Origin of the sequence: Bradyrhizobium archetypum, from assembly GCF_013114835.1 — a bacterium.
Lineage (GTDB): Bacteria > Pseudomonadota > Alphaproteobacteria > Rhizobiales > Xanthobacteraceae > Bradyrhizobium > Bradyrhizobium archetypum.
The window spans coordinates 61,097-77,977 of sequence record NZ_JAAVLW010000004.1 but is presented as its reverse complement, the minus strand read 5'-3'; the positions used below and the strand labels follow the sequence as shown (position 1 = coordinate 77,977).

At 63.7% G+C, this 16,881-nt stretch carries 15 protein-coding genes and 1 pseudogene; 13 read left to right on the top strand and 3 right to left on the bottom strand.

Features of this window, described 5'->3' with window-relative positions; translation table 11 throughout:
- The first annotated feature begins 156 nt into the window (after positions 1 to 156).
- On the top strand, positions 157 to 1,017 hold the full coding sequence (locus HCN50_RS13065) for a 23S rRNA (adenine(2030)-N(6))-methyltransferase RlmJ (protein ID WP_171710082.1): 861 nt from the start codon (positions 157 to 159) through the stop codon (positions 1,015 to 1,017).
- A 264-nt stretch (positions 1,018 to 1,281) separates the two neighbouring features.
- On the top strand, positions 1,282 to 1,497 hold the full coding sequence (locus tag HCN50_RS13060) for a cold-shock protein (RefSeq protein ID WP_028350729.1): 216 nt from the start codon (positions 1,282 to 1,284) through the stop codon (positions 1,495 to 1,497).
- Here the strand turns inward: HCN50_RS13060 and HCN50_RS13055 are convergent.
- Entirely contained in the window at positions 1,475 to 1,801 is a 327-nt protein-coding gene (locus HCN50_RS13055; protein WP_171710081.1) for a class I SAM-dependent methyltransferase, read from the bottom strand. The genes HCN50_RS13060 and HCN50_RS13055 overlap by 23 nt on opposite strands.
- Before the next feature lie 62 nt (positions 1,802 to 1,863).
- Entirely contained in the window at positions 1,864 to 2,484 is a 621-nt protein-coding gene (locus HCN50_RS13050; RefSeq protein ID WP_171710644.1) for an outer membrane protein, read from the bottom strand.
- Between the two features lie 221 nt (positions 2,485 to 2,705).
- Here HCN50_RS13050 and uvrC point away from each other — a divergent pair, with 221 nt between their 5' ends.
- The 8 genes from uvrC (at position 2,706) to HCN50_RS13010 (ending at position 11,236) form a co-directional block, all read left to right on the top strand.
- The gene (gene uvrC, locus HCN50_RS13045) at positions 2,706 to 4,772 is read left to right on the top strand and encodes an excinuclease ABC subunit UvrC (protein WP_171710080.1); all 2,067 of its coding nucleotides are present in this window, start codon (positions 2,706 to 2,708) and stop codon (positions 4,770 to 4,772) included.
- Between the two features lie 100 nt (positions 4,773 to 4,872).
- A complete protein-coding gene (gene pgsA / locus HCN50_RS13040) occupies positions 4,873 to 5,487 on the top strand; it encodes a CDP-diacylglycerol--glycerol-3-phosphate 3-phosphatidyltransferase (protein WP_171710079.1) in 615 nt (204 codons plus the stop codon).
- Positions 5,484 to 5,735, top strand: a complete 252-nt coding sequence (moaD, locus tag HCN50_RS13035) for a molybdopterin converting factor subunit 1 (RefSeq protein ID WP_171710078.1) — start codon at positions 5,484 to 5,486, stop codon at positions 5,733 to 5,735. Before pgsA ends, moaD begins: the two co-directional genes overlap by 4 nt.
- Before the next feature lie 8 nt (positions 5,736 to 5,743).
- On the top strand, positions 5,744 to 6,211 hold the full coding sequence (locus HCN50_RS13030; protein WP_171710077.1) for a molybdenum cofactor biosynthesis protein MoaE: 468 nt from the start codon (positions 5,744 to 5,746) through the stop codon (positions 6,209 to 6,211).
- Entirely contained in the window at positions 6,211 to 7,176 is a 966-nt protein-coding gene (prmB, locus tag HCN50_RS13025) for a 50S ribosomal protein L3 N(5)-glutamine methyltransferase (protein WP_171710076.1), read from the top strand. The genes HCN50_RS13030 and prmB overlap by 1 nt, the downstream gene beginning before the upstream one ends.
- Before the next feature lie 101 nt (positions 7,177 to 7,277).
- On the top strand, positions 7,278 to 8,624 hold the full coding sequence (gene aptA, locus HCN50_RS13020; RefSeq protein ID WP_171710075.1) for an omega-aminotransferase AptA: 1,347 nt from the start codon (positions 7,278 to 7,280) through the stop codon (positions 8,622 to 8,624).
- A gap of 299 nt (positions 8,625 to 8,923) precedes the next feature.
- A complete protein-coding gene (locus tag HCN50_RS13015; protein ID WP_171710074.1) occupies positions 8,924 to 10,366 on the top strand; it encodes an EAL domain-containing protein in 1,443 nt (480 codons plus the stop codon).
- Between the two features lie 15 nt (positions 10,367 to 10,381).
- Entirely contained in the window at positions 10,382 to 11,236 is an 855-nt protein-coding gene (locus tag HCN50_RS13010) for a TIGR01459 family HAD-type hydrolase (protein ID WP_171710073.1), read from the top strand.
- A 169-nt stretch (positions 11,237 to 11,405) separates the two neighbouring features.
- Here HCN50_RS13010 and HCN50_RS13005 read toward each other — a convergent pair whose 3' ends face one another.
- A complete protein-coding gene (locus HCN50_RS13005) occupies positions 11,406 to 11,801 on the bottom strand; it encodes a response regulator (RefSeq protein ID WP_028350718.1) in 396 nt (131 codons plus the stop codon).
- A 220-nt stretch (positions 11,802 to 12,021) separates the two neighbouring features.
- Between HCN50_RS13005 and HCN50_RS13000 the strand changes: the two genes are divergently transcribed.
- The 3 genes and pseudogenes from HCN50_RS13000 to ileS all read left to right on the top strand — a co-directional run.
- Entirely contained in the window at positions 12,022 to 12,993 is a 972-nt protein-coding gene (locus HCN50_RS13000; protein ID WP_171710072.1) for a bifunctional riboflavin kinase/FAD synthetase, read from the top strand.
- Positions 12,990 to 13,544 (top strand): sugar O-acetyltransferase, encoded by a 555-nt coding sequence (locus HCN50_RS12995; protein ID WP_171710071.1) that lies wholly within the window; start codon positions 12,990 to 12,992, stop codon positions 13,542 to 13,544. Before HCN50_RS13000 ends, HCN50_RS12995 begins: the two co-directional genes overlap by 4 nt.
- A gap of 192 nt (positions 13,545 to 13,736) precedes the next feature.
- Positions 13,737 to 16,721, top strand: a pseudogene (ileS, locus tag HCN50_RS12990) (isoleucine--tRNA ligase); the annotation flags it as partial.
- Positions 16,722 to 16,881 lie beyond the last annotated feature (160 nt).

Below are 16,881 nucleotides of genomic sequence, written 5' to 3'. Positions count from 1 at the left end.
ATCGTCATCTGCAAGACGCGTGGATGGCCGGGACTTCCCTCTGCGCCAACGCATCATTGCCATTTCGCCTGATCCGGCGACGTTTGCGAGCGGGACAAGCCTGGCCATGACGAGTAGAAGACGCTTTCGTCTTCTCCAACTGGTCGGCCGACTGCCATGAATTACCGACATGCCTTTCACGCCGGCGGCTTTGCCGATGTCATCAAGCACATCGTGCTGGTGCGCATGGTGACCTATCTGCAGGAGAAGCAGGCGCCGTTTCGCGTCATCGATACCCATGCCGGCGCTGGGCGCTATGACCTCACAGGTGAGGAAGCGCGCCGCGGCGGCGAATGGCTGACCGGCATTGCGCGGGTGATGCAGGCACGGTTTTCGGAAAATGTGCTGTCGCTTGTGGCCCCCTACCTCGATATCGTCAGGGCATTCAACGCGCCGGGCAAACTCGACGCCTACCCCGGGTCGCCCTTGATCGCCCGCGCCCTGTTGCGGCCGCAAGACCGTCTAACGGCCTGCGAAATCGAGCCCGGCGCCCGCAAGCAACTGATCGATGCACTGCGCCGCGACAGCCAGGCCCGGGTGGTGGATCTCGACGGCTGGACTGCACTGCCGGCTTTCGTGCCGCCCAATGAGCGGCGCGGTTTGGTGCTGATCGATCCCGCGTTCGAGCAGAAGGACGAATTCGAAAGGCTGGCGGCCGGATTCGCCGAAGCCTACGCGAAATGGCCGACCGGCAGCTATTTGATCTGGTATCCGGTGAAGAGCCGGCGCGCCACAGACGCCCTGGCGCGGCTGGTCGCGGGCGCCGCCGCCGCCAGCAAGCCGGCCGGGAAATGCCTGCGGCTCGAATTCAGCGTCGCGCCGCAGGAGCCCGGCGGTCCCCTCGCCTCTACCGGCCTCCTGATCGTCAACCCGCCCTGGACGCTGGCGGGTGAATTGAAGACAATTCTACCCGAGCTCGAAAAGCCGCTCGGCCAGGGCGGCGCCGGCCGGTTCAGGCTGGAGACGCCCAAGCCCTGAGGGTAGCCGCACAGCCGGTGAAAAGTGCGAATCGCCGTAGGCAATTCGCGTAAAACCGTATTATGCTCAGGCCATTGGGACTGGCTTTACGTTCCGCTTCCGCGAATGGTTGCGGCGGAGTGATCAAGGCCGAAGAAAAATCCTGGTCGGTCGGCGGCGTGAACCCGATCGGCTGAGGTGGCCAAGCTTCCGGCAGCGAATGTCCGGTCAGCCGATACGCGAGATGCGCGTAGCGGCGGAGCAATACGGGGGAGGAGTTTCCCGATGGCCATGACTGGAACAGTCAAGTTCTTCAATGGAGAACGCGGCTACGGCTTCATCAAGCCCGATGATGGCGGCCGCGATGTGTTCGTGCACATCACCGCCGTCGAGCGGGCCGGATTGAAGGATCTGACAGAAGGACAGCGCATTACGTTCGAGGTCGAACCGGACAAGAAGGGCAAAGGCCCCAAGGCGGTCAACCTGGTGATTTCATCGTGAGCTGACGCTCACGTCTGAAACGGACTTTTTTGCGTGCAATGGTTCGGCTGGGGCGGCATCGCCGCTCAAAGCGTCGATGCGTGATGATGTAGCCGCGCGGCGCCGATCGTTTGGCGTCGAAGCCCGCAGCTTCGAGCCTTTCAGACAACGTTTCACGTTCGAAATCCACCGCGACGCAAGTCAAGGATTCCGGCACGGCAATCGTTGCCGCGGCCAGCATTTCGCGGTTGGTTGCCTGCGCGGCCGGATGGCCGGCCTCCAAAATCCGCAAACGATCCGCCAGCGGCGTGCAATAAGCCAGCAACGCAAAAAAAATCCCGGCGGCTTTCCGCCGCCGGGAGGTGGTAGTCGACAGTTTCTTTGTTCTCAGAAGCGATAATTTATCCCGGCCCGTATCAGGCCGAACCGATAGCCATTCGACGCGCCTGTCATGACGAAGTTGCTGTTGGCCAGATCGACATAGAGATATTCGATCTTGGCGCTCCAGTCGGGCGCAAGGCCCATCTCGGCGCCGGCGCCTAATGTCCAGCCCGCATTGGTATGGGATTCGGTCAGGCCGAACGTCGTGGCGCGCAGCTCGCCGAAAGCGAGACCACCCGTACCAAAGAACAGAACGTTGTTGAAGGCGAAACCGGCGCGGCCGCGAACCGTGCCGAACCAGGGGTTGGAGAATTTCCACGGCGCGAAGGTTTCTTCGGCGCCGGTCACCTGGATGTCACCTTCAAGACCGAACACAAACGACCCGCTCTGCCAATTGTAGCCGGCTTGGACGCCGCCGACGAAACCCGACGGCTTGGTCGGATTGTTGGCGACCGAGCCCCAGGCGTAGCCGAGGTTGCCGCCGAGATAGGGACCGGCCCAGCTATAGGCGTTGAGCGGCTGGTTGACGGTATAGGGCGCGCGCGATCCGTAGAGGTCGGCGGCCCCTGCCGACATGGTCCAGCCTGCAGCGATCAGCGCCAACGCGCTCAACACCAACCTGCCCATCACGCAACCCCACGCAACTGCCGCGACCACGCCGCGCGAGAAACCGGCCTGGTTACGGAACTCCACTTTTTCGCTAAGATTTATCGAGAGTTTTAAGTTAAAGGCCTGTTAAGCCGGTTTACCGCCCGCTCATCAGTCTTAAGGAAGCGTTACCGGCGTCTGCCGGGGAGAGCGCGCCAGCGGCGCTGGCGATGCCGCCTTGCAGCGCTTAATTTACGGACATGGATCACGATTCTACCGACCACCCGAAGCCCCTACGCAAGGCGCGGCGGGGTTCCCAGCCGGATTTGCCGCCGCAAGACCTGCCCCCTGCCGACCTCGATCCCGCGACAACGGCCGCCGAGGAGGACGACGAGGCGCGCCTGCCGGAAAGTCCTGAGGAGCCCTCTGATGCGATTGCCGAAGGCCCGCTGGCGGTCGGCCACGCGGCCATCGAAAACGCGGTGCGGCTGGCGCCGACCTCGCCCGGTGTCTATCGCATGCTCAATGCCGCAGGCGACGTGCTGTACGTCGGCAAAGCGAAAAGCGTCCGCAAGCGACTCACCTCCTACGCCCGCGCCAACGCCCCGCTGCCGGCGCGCATCCTGCGGATGATTGCGGCAACGGTAACCGTCGAGATCGTCTCGACCACGACCGAAACCGAAGCGCTGCTGCTGGAAGCGAACCTGATCAAGCAGCTGCGTCCGCGCTTCAACGTGCAACTGCGCGACGACAAGTCGTTTCCCTATATCCTGATCACCGGCGACCATTGGGCGCCGCAGATCCTCAAACATCGCGGCGCGCAAACCAGGCCAGGCCGATATTTCGGGCCGTTCGCATCCGCAGGCGCCGTCAATCGTACGATTACGGCGCTACAGCGCGCCTTCCTGATCCGCTCCTGCACCGACGGCTTTTTCGAGAGCCGCACGCGGCCGTGCCTGCTCTATCAGATCCGTCGCTGCTCCGGCCCCTGCACCCGCGAGATCGACTTCCCAGGCTATAGCGAGCTGGTGCGCGAGGCGACCGATTTCCTGTCCGGCCGAAGCCACGCGGTGAAGGAGCTGCTCGCCGCCGAGATGGAGAAGGCGTCGAACGAACTCGAATTCGAGACCGCCGCGCTCTATCGCGACCGCCTCGCCGCGCTGTCCGCAATCCAGTCGCAGCAGGGCATCAATCCGCGCACCGTGGAAGAGGCAGACGTGTTCGCCATCCATCAGGAAGGCGGCTATTCCTGTGTCGAAGTGTTCTTCTTCCGCACCGGCCAGAACTGGGGCAACCGCGCTTATTTTCCGCGCGCGGAGAAGTCGTTCACGCCGGAGGAGGTGCTGGCCTCGTTCCTCGCGCAGTTCTACGACGACAAGCCGCCGCCGAAACTCATCCTGCTGTCGCATGACATCGAGGAATGCGCGCTGCTGGCCGACGCCCTCTGCGTGAAGGCCGGTTACAAAGTTGAAATCTCCGTGCCGAAGCGCGGCGAGAAAAAGGAATTAGTCACGCACGCACTGACCAATGCGCGCGAAGCACTTGGCCGCAAGCTCGCTGATACGGCGACGCAGAGCCGACTCCTGGAAGCGATGGCCGGCACGCTCGGGCTGCCACAGGTGCCCAAGCGCATCGAGGTCTACGACAACAGCCACATCCAGGGCACCAACGCAGTCGGTGCTATGATTGTGGCGGGGCCGGATGGCTTCATCAAAAACCAGTACCGTAAGTTCAACATCAAGTCCGAGGGACTGACGCCCGGCGACGATTATGCGATGATGCGCGAGGTGCTGGAACGCCGCTTCAAGCGGCTGTTGAAGCCGCCGGAGGGCGACGCGGCCAAGGTCAAGGCCGACGATGATTCGTTTCCGCAATGGCCTGACCTCGTCATCATCGACGGCGGCCGCGGCCAGCTCAACGCCGTCAGCGAGATTTTCGCAGGCCTGGGGCTGACCCAGGTCTCGCTGATGGCGGTGGCGAAAGGTCCTGACCGCGATGCCGGCCGGGAGACGCTGTTCATGCCGGGCCGCGAGGCCATCAAGCTCGAACCGCGGGATCCGGTGCTATATTTCATTCAGCGGCTGCGCGACGAGGCACATCGCTTCGTGATCGGCTCGCACCGCAAGCTGCGGAAAAAAGACATCAGGGAAGCCGGCCTGCAGGAAATTCCGGGCATCGGCCCGTCACGCAAACGTGCCTTGCTGCATCACTTCGGAACGCTGAAGGAGATCGAGCGGGCCTCGATCGCGGACCTCGGCAAAGTTCCGGGCGTTAGCGCCGAAAGCGCCCGCAAGATCTTCGAGTTCTTCCATGCTCAGCCGGGTTAGGGACTTTGAGCCGGAAGGCATGTCATTTGGGCGTCGCCTGCGACAGATGATCTAGGTCTGCATGGTTGACCTTCACGCTCCAGCGGTATTGGTAAGACGGATGAACATCGCAACAACCAGGGGACAGGGCAAAACCCTGTCGATACCGAATATCCTGACCTACGCCCGCATTGCCGCCATTCCGGTGGTGGTCGGCTGCGTTTTTGCCCAATCAATCCTCGACGGGCCGCTTTGGCTGCGCTGGGTGGCCCTGGCCGTCTTCATTGCCGCCGCGGTGACGGACTACCTCGATGGCTACTATGCGCGAATTTGGGACCAGCAGTCCGCGTTTGGCCGGATGCTCGATCCGATCGCCGACAAGCTCCTGGTCGCGTCCTGCCTCTTGATGCTGGCAGCCGATAGCAGCATCCATGGCTGGACGCTGTGGGCGGCCATCGTGATCCTGTGCCGTGAAATCCTGGTCTCGGGCTTGAGGGAATATCTGGCGGCGTTGCGGGTCAGTGTACCCGTGACCAAGCTGGCGAAGTGGAAAACCACGATCCAGCTGGTCGCGATCGGCTTCCTGATTGCAGGCGAAGCGGGCGAGCAGTTGCTGCCCGCGACCACCCTGATCGGCATCGTCCTGCTGTGGATGTCGGCGATCTTCACGATCTACACCGGCTGGGATTATTTCCGCGCCGGCATCCATCACCTCATCAAGGAGGATGAGGGATGAAGGTCAAATATTTCGCCTGGGTGCGCGAGCGTATCGGTGTGGCGGAAGAGATCATCGAGCCGCCGGCCGACGTGCGCACAGTGGACGACTTGATCGGCTGGCTTTCCCAGCGCGGCGACGCCTATGCCTACGCCTTCGAAAAGCCGAAGGTGATCCGCGCCGCGATCGACCACGCCCATGTCAAGGCGGACGCCGCGATATCCGGCGCACGCGAGATTGCGTTCTTCCCGCCGATGACCGGCGGCTGACCTCAACCATGTCTGTCACCGCCACGATCCGTATCCAGGAAGGCAACTTCGACGTTGCGCAGGAAATCGCGGCGCTCACCAGAGGCCGCACCGACATTGGCGCCGTCGTCACGTTCAGCGGCATCTGCCGCGGCAGCGAGAACGGCGAGCCGATCGCAGCGCTGACACTCGAACATTATCCCGGCATGGCCGAAGCCGAGATCGGGCGTCACGCTGACGAGGCGCTGTCGCGCTGGCTGTTGCAGGGTCTCACCATCATTCATCGGTTCGGCCGCATCGCGCCGGGCGAGAACATCGTGCTGGTAGTGACCGCATCGCCGCATCGGGAGGCAGCCTTTGAAGCGGCGGAATTCCTGATGGACTACCTGAAGACCAGCGCGCCGTTCTGGAAACGCGAGGAAAGCGAAAAAGGCACGAGCTGGATCGAGGCACGCGACCACGATGATGTTGCCGCCGCGCGCTGGACCAAATCCTGATGGCCAAAGCTGGAAAACCGGCGGCAAAGCGCGGTGCTCGCCAAACGAAACTGGCCAAGATCGGCGCGGGCGAACTGCTGACGCTCATCGATTTCGTCCGCTACGCCGTCAGCCGCTTCGCCGAGGCCGAGCTGGTTTTTGCGCACGGCACCACCGATCCGGTTGCCGAGGCCGCCTTCCTGGTCTGCGAGGCGCTGCATCTGCATCCCGACCAGTTCGAGACGTTTGCAACCGCGCGCGTCACCGCAGCCGAAGGCCGTAAGATTCTCGACCTGATCGGGCGCCGCGTGATGACGCGAAAACCCGCTGCCTATCTCGTCAATAAGATCTACATGCGCGGCCTTCCCTTCTATGTCGACGAACGCACCATCGTGCCGCGCTCCTTCATCGGCGAATTGCTCGACCAGCATTTCGGCGGCGACGGCGACGAGGAGGCCGGCTCGCTGATTTCGGAGCCGCGCGCGGTGGAAAGCGTGCTCGACCTCTGCACCGGCTCGGGCTGCCTTGCCATTCTGGCCAGCCGGAATTTTCCGAATGCCGAAATCGACGCGGTGGACATTTCAAAGGATGCGCTCGAGGTCGCCGCGCGCAATGTCGGCAATTACGGGCTTCAGGACCGGCTCACGCTGTACCGCGGCGATCTGTTCGAGCCGCTTGGCGGCAAGCGCTACGACCTCATCATTTCCAATCCACCCTATGTCGACGCCGATGGCATGGCCGGCCTGCCGCGCGAATGCCGCGCCGAGCCGAAACTCGCCCTCGACGGCGGCACCGACGGGCTCGACATTGTCCGCCGCATCCTCGACGAGGCCGCCGCGCACCTCAACCCACAGGGCGGGCTGTTATGCGAGATCGGCCGGTGCCGCCCGCAACTCGAAGCGACCTATCCGCAACTGCCGCTGCTCTGGCTCGACACCGAGGATTCCGAGGGCGAAGTATTCTGGATTGCCGCGGCCGATCTCTGAATAATTGCGCGGAAATATCACGGCGCACCGGCGTTCCCGTCCCGGGGCGAAACTGATAGTTTGACGTCAGCAGAACGCTTCAAACATCAAAGAGGCCTCCCATGCTGGACAAGAGCCCCCACCCGACTCCTGTAGCTGTTCCGAACGATCTCGCCGCGCATTGGATGCCGTTCACCGCGAACCGGGCGTTCAAGAAGAATCCGCGGCTGCTCGCCGGCGCCAAGGACATGCATTACTTCACCGTCGACGGCCGCAAGATCCTCGACGCCGCTGCCGGCATGTGGTGCACCAATGCCGGCCACGGCCGCACGCAAATTTCGGACGCCATCGCCAAGATGGCCGCGACGCTGGACTACGCGCCACCATTCCAGTTCGGCATCCCGCAGGCGTTCGAGCTTGCCAGCCGCATCGCCGAGCTGGCGCCGAAGGGCCTTGACCACGTTTTCTTCTGCAACTCCGGGTCGGAGGCGGCGGATACCGCGCTGAAGATCGCGCTCGCCTATCACCAGATCAACGGTCAGGGCGCCCGTTCGCGCCTGATCGGCCGCGTGCGCGGCTATCACGGCGTCGGCTTTGGCGGCACGGCCGTTGGCGGTATCGTCGGCAACCGCAAGATCTTCGGCTCGCTGCTGTCCGGCGTCGACCATCTGCCGGCGACCTATGACCGCGAGAAGCAGGCGTTCACCAAGGGAGAGCCGGAATATGGTGCGCATTTCGCCGATGCGCTGGAGGACCTCGTCAATCTGCATGGCGCCAACACCATCGCCGCCGTGATCGTCGAGCCGATGGCAGGATCGACCGGCGTGCTGGCGGCGCCGAAGGGCTATCTCAAGCGGCTGCGCGAGATCACCCAGAAGCACGGTATCCTCCTGATCTTCGACGAGGTGATCACCGGCTTCGGCCGGCTCGGCTTCGCCTTTGCAGCCGAGCGCTACGGCGTGCTGCCGGACATGCTGACCTTCGCCAAGGGTGTCACCAATGGTGCGGCCCCGATGGGCGGCGTGCTGGTGCGCGACACCATCCATGACGCCTTCATGACCGGACCCGAGCACATGGTCGAGCTGACCCATGGCTACACCTATTCGGCGCATCCGCTCGCTTGCGCCGCAGCTCTTGCCACCCTCGATATCTACCGCGACGAGAAGCTGTTCGAGCGGGCCAACAAGCTCGAGGCAAAATTCGCTGACGCCGTGATGTCGCTGAAGGACTTGCCCAACGTGCTCGACATCCGCACCATCGGTTTGACCGCCGGCATTGACCTCGCGCCGTCTGCGGACGGGATAGGCAAGCGCGGCTTTGCCGGGCTCAACAGCGCCTTCCATGACAATGACATCATGCTCCGCGCCGTCGGTGACACGCTGGCGCTGACCCCGCCCCTGATCGTCACTGAAGAGCAGATCGGCGAGATCATGGACAAGGTCGGCAAGGTCATCCGGGCGGTCACGTAAGACTCACGCCTCGTGCCCGGCCTTGAGCCCGGGCCCATTCCGCGGCACTTCGGGTTCCTGACATGGGTTCCGGCTCTGCGGGGCAACGTTACCGGACGATGCAGCGCATCGCCTAGGCTGCACCGCGTTCGGGACACGCGACGTTCCAATTCCGTCCACTGTCCAAAGAACACTAGCTCTGCGAATCAACATTAATGCTAAGGTTGCTGGGCTTGGGCGAGCGCAAGTTCGACGGCGCCTGAAACTTCCGTGTTTTCCCGGAGTCAAGACAGTTCGGACCTGAAGGCATAGCGCGCGACATGATTCGCATTTCGACGATTTTCATCGCCATCTGCATGGTCCTGGTTGCAGCCTCCCTCGGGCTCGCGCTCCATGCGCTGGCAGGCTTCAACGGCACCGAATCCGCGATCGTGGCGCTCACCGCGCTGACCTTCCTGATCCTCTACAATGCCGTGTCGATGCGGCTGCGCGACCGCTCCGACGTCGGTGGCCAGATCGCCGATCTTTCCCGCGGCACCGCCGACCTCGCCCGGCAGGTCGCCGAATTCGGTCGCCGGCTCGCCGCCGTCGAGGGGCGGGTTGTATCGGCGAACTCCGCAAGCTCTGACCGCATCCAGGCCGTTCTCGGCGAAATCAACGAACTCGGCGTGCTGGTCAAGCAATTGGCCGTCTCGGTGGCGAGCCATGAAGATCTGCTGGCCGCGGGCGCGGCGGCGGCTTCCGCTCCGGCCGACAGGCAGGAGCCCGAACCGCAGAACGAGCCGGCGATCGCCGCGCCGCCCATGGCACCTGCCGTCCGGCCCGCGCCGGTTGCGGCTGCGGTTGCCGCGGACGCCGCTTCGCGTGGCCAGCCGCACCTACTTGCCGCGGTAAAGAACGCTATCGAGGAAAACCGGCTCGACATCTACCTGCAGCCCATGGTGACGCTGCCGCAGCGCAAGGTGCGGTTCTACGAGGCGGTGACTCGGCTACGCGACGAGAAGGACCAGATCATCGCCGCCGACGATTTCATCGCCACCGCCGAAACCGGCGGACTGATCGGCAAGATCGATCACATGGTGATGCTGCGCTGTGTCCAGGTGTTGCGCCGCCTGATGGTGCGCAACAAGGACGTCGGCGTGTTCTGCAACGTTTCGGCGGCCACCCTCGGCAATCCCGTCAATTTCGCGCAGTGCCTCGATTTCCTCGAAGCCAATCGGGCGCTGGCGCCGTCCTTTGTGCTCGAATTCAAGCAGGCAATGTTCCGCCGTCTCGGACCGATCGAAATCGAGCATCTCGCCGCGCTATCGCAGCGCGGCTACCGTTTCTCGATCGATCACGTCACCGATCTCAGGGTCGAGCCGCGCGAGCTCGCCGACCGCGGCGTTCGTTTCATCAAGGTGCCGGCGGCCTTGCTGCTCGATCCCAAGCAGAGCTCGAGCTCGGATATCCACCCATCCGACCTTTCCGATCTGCTGGGCCGCTTCGGCATCGACCTGATCGCCGAAAAGATCGAGGGTGAGCGCGCGGTCGTGGACCTGCTCGACTATGACGTGCGCTTTGGCCAGGGCTTTCTGTTTGCGCCGCCGCGGCCGTTGCGGCCCGAGGGGGCATCTGCTACCGGCGGGACGACAGCGAATAAGGAATCCGGCACTCCCAATGGTTCCAGCACCCCCGTTCCGATGGCAAGCCAGCCCTTGCAGCCCCCGGCCCGGGCGACCGGCAATGCCGCGCTGGTGCGCCGTGCCGCAGGCCCGGGCTAACAGGCATCGGAAATCATGACTTCATTGCGGTTCGTCGAGCGGCTGCGCGACCTCGTGGATGGCGTCGAGGTCGTCCTCTCGGACATCTGGGGCGTCGTGCATAACGGGCTGGAGTCCTTCCCCGAAGCGTGCGAGGCGCTGCACACCTACCGCCGGCGCGGCGGTATCGTCATCATGATCACCAACGCGCCGCGGCCGGCCGATTCCGTGCAGCGTCAGTTGCGCAAGCTCGGCGTCGCCGACCAAACCTACGACGCGATCGTCTCGTCCGGCGATCTGACGCGGCACTTCGTCGCCGATCACCCCGGCAAGAAGATTTACTGGATCGGCCCGGAGCGGGACTCATCGATCCATCGCGGGCTCAACGCCGTGATGGCGCCACTGGAGCAGGCCGACTACATCATCTGCACCGGCCTGTTCGACGACGAAACCGAGACGGCGGAAGACTATCGCGCGATGATGCTGCAGGCGCGCGAGCACAAGCTGCCGCTGGTTTGCGCCAACCCGGATATAGTCGTCGAACGCGGCGACCGGCTGATCTATTGTGCGGGCGCGATCGCCGAGCTCTATCGCGAGCTCGGCGGCGAGGCGATCTTCTACGGCAAGCCGCACCGCCCAATCTATGAACGTGCGATGGCGTTGGCCGCCGAGCGTCGCGGCCATCCGGCGCCGCTCGACCGTGTGCTGGCGATCGGTGATTCGGTGCGGACCGATCTCACCGGCGCGCACGGCTTCGGGATCGATTGCCTTTTCCTCACCCGCGGCATCCATTCCGAGGAATTCGAGGGCATCGACCAGCTCGATCCGGCCTCGGTGAAGGAGCTGTTCGGCCACCCGCCCCGCGCGCTGATGCGCGAGCTGCGGTGGTAGACGCGCGTTCCCCGGACGCAGCGCAGCGCCATAAGCGGGTTCACGCGCGTCTTCGACGCGCTATTGTGGTGCGCTGCTGATCCGGGGTCCATCGTGGGTGGATGCAATAGGTCCCGGCTCTGCGGCGCATCGCCAAAGAGGCGCTGCACCGCGTCCGGGACGCGAAACCTTACGCCGTCGCCATGTCCGGGAAGACCGCTTCGATCTTGGTTTTCAACGTCGCCGCATTGAACGGCTTGACGATATAATTGTTCACGCCGGCCTTCTTGGCCGCGATCACGTTCTCGGTCTTGGATTCTGCCGTGATCATGATGAAGGGCGTGGTGGCCAGATTGGGATCGGCGCGGACTTCCTTGAGCAGGTCGTAGCCGGTCATCGGCTCCATGTTCCAGTCGGAGATCACGAGCCCGTATTTCTTGCTGCGCATCTTGTTCAGCGCGGCCGAGCCGTCGCTGGCGTCGTCGATGTTGTCGAAGCCGAGCTGCTTCAAAAGATTTCGGATGATGCGGATCATGGTGCTGTAATCATCAACCACCAGAACCGGCATGGACAAATCAACCGCCATCTTTTCCCCCACTCAACGCTGACGCCACAAAAAATCGACAGGCCTGCGGGACCCGCAGTCCTTCCGCCAACCTCTAGCATCAGCCGTTAAACAGCCCGTTAACCGGGCGGCGCCGGATACGTCCGTTTTGGCTCGATCCGCCCGCTTGACTTCCACGGCGCCGCCGCGTCACGGTCCCGCCGCGTTCATCGAGCCCTACGAATTCCTGAAGAATCCCTAAATGACAACTGGTTTTACCGTTATCCGAGATACCACCCCGGCCGCCGAGATCCCCCGGGGTGCGGTGGTCGCCATGGGCAATTTCGACGGCGTCCATCTGGGCCACCGGGCCGTGATCGACGCTGCCTTGCGGATGGGCCGCGCCCACGGCAAACCGGCCCTTGCCGTTACGTTCGAGCCGCATCCGCGCAGCTTTTTCAGTCCGAACAGCCCGCAATTCCGGCTTTCCGACGAGACCAACAAGCTGCGGTTGCTGGCGGCGACGGGCTTGGCCGGCGCGGTCGTGATGACCTTCGACAAGGCCCGGGCCGGAACCTCGGCGCAAGATTTCATTCACCACGACCTGATCGGGCGCCTCGGCGTCAGCGGCATTGCCGTCGGCTACGACTTTCATTTCGGCAAGGGCCGTGCCGGCTCGCCGAGCCTTCTGGTCAGCGAGGGGCCGCGGCTCGGCATCGAGGTCGACGTCCAGGCCCATGTCGATATCGAGGAGCGGCCGGTGTCCTCGAGCGCGATCCGTATGGCACTGGCGGAGGGCCAGATTGATGAAGCGACCGCCATGCTGGGCGGACCGTGGTTCGTGAGCGGCGCAGTGATCCACGGCGACAAGCGCGGCCGTGACCTCGGCTATCCCACCGCCAATATCCGCCTCGACAAGAATTGCAGCCTCAAGCACGGCATCTATGCAGTGCGGGTCGGCCGCGGTGCCGAACGGTTCGACGGAGTCGCCAGCTTCGGCCGGCGCCCGACCTTCGACAATGGCGCGCCGCTCTTGGAAGTGTTCCTGTTCGACTTCAAGGGCGATCTCTATGGCAATGTGATCGACGTCGCCTTCATCGGCTTCATCCGCGACGAACTTAAATTCGACTCGATCGACGCCTTGATACGGCAGATGGACGACGACAGCGCCCGCGCCCGCGCGCGGCTAGCCGCGGCGCCCGACGCGTTTCCGAAGCTTGGAGTGATCGGTTGAGCAGGACCGAAAAGCAGAAAATGCTGGCGGGCGAACTCTATCGCCCTGGAGATCCCGAACTGCAGGCGGATGCCGCCGCCAACAAGGCCTGGCTCGCGCGCTACAATGCGGCGCTCGCAGCCCCCGTGGCCGAACGTCACGCCCTGTTATCGGCCCATCTGGGCCGCGTCGGCACCGGCGCGGTGATCCGTCCGCCATTCTTTTGCGATTACGGCTACAACATCCGGCTCGGCCACGAGGTGTTTCTCAACTTCAACTGCGTCATCCTCGACGTGGTCGAGGTCGTCATCGGCGACCGCACCCAGATCGGACCGGCGACGCAAATCTACGCCGCCGACCACCCACGCGACGCCGAAACGCGACGGACCGGTCTCGAATTCGGTCGCCCGGTGCGGATCGGCAGCGACGTCTGGATCGGCGGCGGCGCCATCATCCTGCCCGGCGTCACGGTCGGCGACGGCGCGGTGATCGGCGCCGGCAGCGTGGTCACACGGGACGTCGCCCCAGGCGTCACCGTCGCCGGAAACCCGGCCCGGCTACGGCGCACGTGATGCCGCGCCTCCAGCGGGCTTTGCGATTTTCGCAGCCCCCTGCTATGGAAAGCCCCATGTTTGCGCGGCGCACCATCAGCATTAGGAGCCCGGCTTCCGCCTGAGCGTTCGCTCGGCGCAAGACCGGGATTTTCCTGTTTCAGCCGCTATTCCCCCGCGTCAGCGCCGTCTTCGAGCCAAACCAGAGCATTCATGTCCCAAAACCCGCAAAAGTCCGACGTATCAGACTATTCGAAAACCCTGTTCCTGCCGCAGACGGCATTCCCGATGCGCGCCGGCCTGCCCCAGCGCGAGCCGGAGATCCTCAAATACTGGAACGAGATCGACCTCTATGGGAAGCTGCGCGAGAGCGCGCAGGGCCGTGCCAAATTCGTGCTGCATGACGGCCCGCCCTACGCCAACGGTAACATCCATATCGGCCACGCCCTAAACAAGATCCTCAAGGACGTGGTGACCAAGAGCCAGCAGATGCTCGGCTTTGATTCCAACTACGTGCCGGGCTGGGACTGTCACGGCCTGCCGATCGAGTGGAAGATCGAGGAAGAGAACTATCGCGCCAAGGGGAAGCCGAAGCCGGACTTCCGCGATTCCACGGCCATGGTGGCGTTCCGCAAGGAGTGCCGCGCCTATGCAACCCACTGGCTCAACGTACAGCGGGAAGAGTTCAAGCGGCTCGGCATCATCGGCGACTGGGATCATCCCTACGCCACCATGAGCTATCCGGCCGAAGCCCAGATCGCGCGCGAACTGATGAAATTCGCCGCCAACGGCACGCTCTATCGCGGCTCCAAGCCGGTGATGTGGAGCGTGGTCGAGAAGACCGCGCTGGCAGAGGCCGAGGTCGAATACGAGGACTACACCTCCGACATGGTGTGGGTGAAATTCCCGGTCACCTCGCCGGCGCATGGCGCACTAGCCGAGGCGTCGGTCGTGATCTGGACCACGACGCCATGGACACTGCCGGGCAACCGCGCCATCTCGTTCTCGCCGAAGATCGCCTATGGGCTCTATAAAGTTACCGACGCGCCCGCTGACAACTGGGCAAAGGCTGGTGATCTCCTGATCCTCGCCAATGCGCTCGCGGAAGAAGTGTTCAAGCAGGCGCGCGTCGCCGCTTATGAGAAGTTGCGCGACCTGTCGGCAGATACGCTCGACGCGGTGGAATGCGCCCATCCCTTGAGAGGTTTCAACGGCGGATACGAATTCACTGTGCCGCTATTACCCGGCGACCACGTCACCGACGACACCGGTACCGGCTTCGTCCATACCGCGCCCGGCCACGGCCGCGAGGACTTCGACGTCTGGATGGCACACGCGCGCGATCTGGAGCCGCGCGGCATCAACACCGCAATCCCGTACACCGTCGACGAGAATGGCGCCTTCACCGACCATGCCCCCGGCTTCACGGGAAGGCGCGTGATCAACGACAGGGGCGAGAAGGGCGACGCCAACGATGCCGTGATCAAGGCGCTGATCGAGGCCGGCAAGCTCTTGGCGCGCGGCCGGCTCAAGCACCAGTATCCGCATTCCTGGCGCTCGAAGAAGCCGGTGATCTTCCGCAACACGCCGCAATGGTTCATCGCGATGGACAAGGACATTGCGACGGACGGCAAGACCAAGTCCGGCGACACGCTCCGCGCCCGCGCGCTGCATGCAATCTCCGTAACGCAGTGGGTGCCGCCTGCCGGCCAAAACCGCATCAATGGCATGATCGCCGGCCGCCCGGACTGGGTGATCTCGCGCCAGCGCGCCTGGGGCGTGCCGATCGCCGTCTTCGTGCGCGAGAAGAGTGACGGCTCCGCCGAGATCCTGCAGGACGAGGTCGTCAACCAGCGCATCGTCGAAGCCTTCATGGAGGAAGGCGCCGATGCCTGGTACATGGACGGCGCCCGCGAACGTTTCCTCGGAGATCGCGCCGGCGAAGACTGGAACAAGGTCGACGACATCCTCGACGTCTGGTTCGATTCCGGCTCGACGCACGCCTTCGTGCTGGAGGATCGCCAGAATTTTCCCAATCTCGGCAACATCGTCCGCAAGGTCGATGGCGGCGACGATACCGTGATGTATCTCGAGGGAAGCGACCAGCATCGCGGCTGGTTTCATTCCTCGCTGCTGGAAAGCGCCGGCACCCGCGGCCGCGCGCCATATGACGTGGTGCTGACCCACGGCTTCACGCTGGACGAGAACGGCCGCAAGATGTCGAAGTCGCTCGGCAACACCGTCGAGCCGCAAAAGGTGATGAAGGATTCCGGCGCCGATATCCTCCGCCTCTGGGTCTGCGCCACCGACTATGCCGACGACCAGCGCATCGGTCCCGAGATCCTCAAGAACACCGTCGAGACCTACCGCAAGCTGCGCAACTCAATCCGCTGGATGCTCGGCACGCTACATCATTTCAATCCGGCCGACGCGGTTGCCCATGCCGACATGCCCGAGCTCGAACGCTTGATGCTGCACGAGCTCGCCAAACGCGCCTCCATCGTGCACCAGGCCTATGCCGATTTCGACTACAAGACGGTAGTCGCGACGCTATCGGCATTCATGAACGCCGAATTGTCGGCGTTCTATTTCGACATCCGCAAGGACACGCTCTATTGCGACCCGCCGTCTTCGGTCGCGCGCAAGGCGGCGCTGACCGCGATCGACATCATCTGCGATGCGATCCTGCGCTGGCTGGCGCCTGCGCTGAGCTTCACCTGCGAAGAGGCGTGGCGGATGTACAAGCCCGATGCGGAAGCCTCGGTGCACCTGACGCTGTTCCCGGATGGTCTTGAACAATTCCGCGACGAGCAGCTCGCCGCGAAGTGGGAGACCATTCGCGAGGTCCGCCGCGTCGTCACCGGCGCGCTCGAGCTCGAACGCGCGGCCAAGAATATCGGCTCCTCACTGGAGGCTTCGCCGCTAGTCTACGTTTCGGATGAGAACATCTTCAACACGTTGTTCGACGTCGATCTGGCCGAGGTCTGCATCACGTCGAACGCGATGGTAACCAACGAAGAGGCGCCGGCCAGCGCATTCACCCTTGCTGACGTGCCGGGCGTTGCCGTCGTGGTCGAAAAAGCGGTGGGTAGCAAATGCGCGCGGTCGTGGAAGATCCTGCCGACCGTCGGCGAGGACCCTGAATATCCCGACGTCTCCCCGCGTGACGCACAGGCCCTGCGGGAATGGAAGGCGCTTGCCGCAGGCGAGAGGCCGGTTGATTCCGTCGAAGGGCGCGCCAGTCCTGTCCGATTGGTCGAGAAGCAATCGTTAGAACAGGATCGGCGAACGAAAGAAGCACCGCAGCAGGTTGGCTTAGCAGAGCCGACCGCGAGCAAACCTGACAAGAGAGCAACGA